The sequence below is a fragment of the Ruegeria sp. BHSB064 genome, assembly GCF_059613205.1.
Genome location: NZ_JBXWSB010000239.1, coordinates 1 through 2,014 on the forward strand (window position 1 = coordinate 1; position 2,014 = coordinate 2,014).

1 protein-coding gene and 1 pseudogene are annotated in these 2,014 nt (G+C 58.0%); both read right to left on the reverse strand.

Annotated features, from left to right (window positions below; genetic code table 11):
• Nucleotides 1-412 (reverse strand): annotated as a pseudogene (locus tag AC2FNU_RS24650) (NADH-quinone oxidoreductase subunit M); the annotation flags it as partial.
• A partial coding sequence (gene nuoL / locus AC2FNU_RS24655; protein ID WP_496794231.1) for an NADH-quinone oxidoreductase subunit L occupies nt 412-2,014 on the reverse strand: 1,603 nt, incomplete at its 5' end. The gene nuoL and the pseudogene AC2FNU_RS24650, both read right to left, overlap by 1 nt.

The window sequence follows — 2,014 nt, forward strand, 5'->3', positions numbered from 1 at the left end:
GGTAGAACAGCACCAGATCCAGCGCCATGAACACGCCCAGCATCAGGGTTTCCAGTAGCAGGAACGCCACCATGTATTCCTTGACACGGTCGGTTACATTCCAGCTGGCCAGAATGGTCAGAGGCATGATGAAGGTGGTTAGCAGCACGAACAGAACGCTGATGCCATCCACACCCATCTTGTATTTCAGGCCCATCAGCCACTCACCCTCTTCCACCATCTGGAAGCCGGGGTTCGAGGGATCAAAACCGGTGTAGATGCCAATCGATACCAGGAAGGTCACGGTCGTCGCCAACAGCGCGATCCACTTGGCATTGCGTTGGGCCGCAGCGTCATCCCCATGCAGGAACAGCGCCAGAATACCTGCTGCAATCGCCGGGATGAACGTAACGATAGAGAGGATATTGTCCATTAGTTGGCCCCTCCGCCGATAGACATCCAGGTCACAAGGGCTGCGATGCCCAGCACCATCCAGAAGGCATAGGTGAAGATGTACCCGGTCTGCGCCTTGCCTGCGAGGCGGGTAAAGAAGGGAACAACGCCCATTGCTACTCCGTTCAGGAAGCCATCTATTGTATTGCCGTCGCCGCGCTTCCACAGGAACCGGCCAAGGGCGATGGTGGGTTTGACAAAGATCACGTTGTAGATCTCGTCAAAGTACCACTTGTTCTTGAGGAACAGGTACAGCGGGCGCTGGTTCTCGGCCAACCGCGCGGGCAGCGTCGTGTTCACGATGTAGAACCAATAGGCCACGATAAAGCCCAGGACCATCGCAACAAACGGCGAGACCTTGACCCATTTCGGAGCGGCATGCGCATCGTCCAACACGTGGTTGTCCGGTGCCATGTACAGCGCACCCTCACCCGGTTTGCCCACAAAGGCATAGTGGTGATCACCGCCATGCGCATCTTTGTCACCGTGGCCATCGTCTGCGTGGCCGTCATCCGAATGTGCGGCATTTTCATGCCCTTCGGCTTTGCCCTGATCGCCGGCCTCTGCGTGCTCAGACGCTTCGGCAACAGGGATGCCGTAGAACTTACCAACCTTGTCGGCGTGGCCAAAGAAGTTGCCGTACCAGATCATCCCGGCAAAAACCGCGCCCAGTGACAGAACGCCCAGCGGCACCAGCATGACCATCGGGCTTTCATGCGCGTGATCATGCGTATGCTTGTCGCCACGCGGCTCACCGTAGAAGGTCAGGAAGATCAGACGCCAGCTGTAGAACGACGTGAACGCAGCGGCCACAACCAACAACCAGAAGCCATAGCTTGAGCCTCCCGCATAAGCGCTCTCGATAATGGCATCCTTCGACAGGAACCCGGCAAAGCCGAACGTAGTCAGCGGAATACCAACGCCGGTGATAGCCAGCGTGCCGATCATCATCGCCCAGAAAGTATAGGGGATCTTCTTACGCAGACCGCCGTATTCAGTCATCTCCTGCTCGTGATGCATGGCGTGGATCACGGAACCCGCACCAAGGAACAACAAGGCCTTGAAGAAGGCGTGGGTGAACAGGTGGAACATCGCCGCCGAGTACATGCCCACGCCAGCAGCCACGAACATGTAGCCCAGTTGAGAACAGGTCGAGTACGCAATCACGCGCTTGATGTCGGTTTGCACCAGCCCCACGGTGGCCGCAAAGAACGCGGTGGATGCGCCTAGCACAGTGATGAAGCCGGTTGCGCCCGGCGCGAACTCCATCAGCGGCGACATGCGGCAGACCAGGAAGACACCCGCAGTCACCATGGTCGCGGCGTGGATAAGGGCCGACACAGGCGTCGGGCCTTCCATCGCATCCGGCAACCAAGTGTGCAGGATCAACTGAGCCGATTTACCCATCGCGCCGATGAACAGCAGCACACAGATGACTTCGATCGCAGTCCACTCTCCCCACAGGAAGTGCAGCTTTTCTTCGGCCAGTGCTGGGGCCGACGCGAAGATGTCCGAGAAGTTGATGCTGTCGGTCAGGAAGAAGATCGCGAAGATCCCAAGCGCAAAGCCGAAGTCACCCACC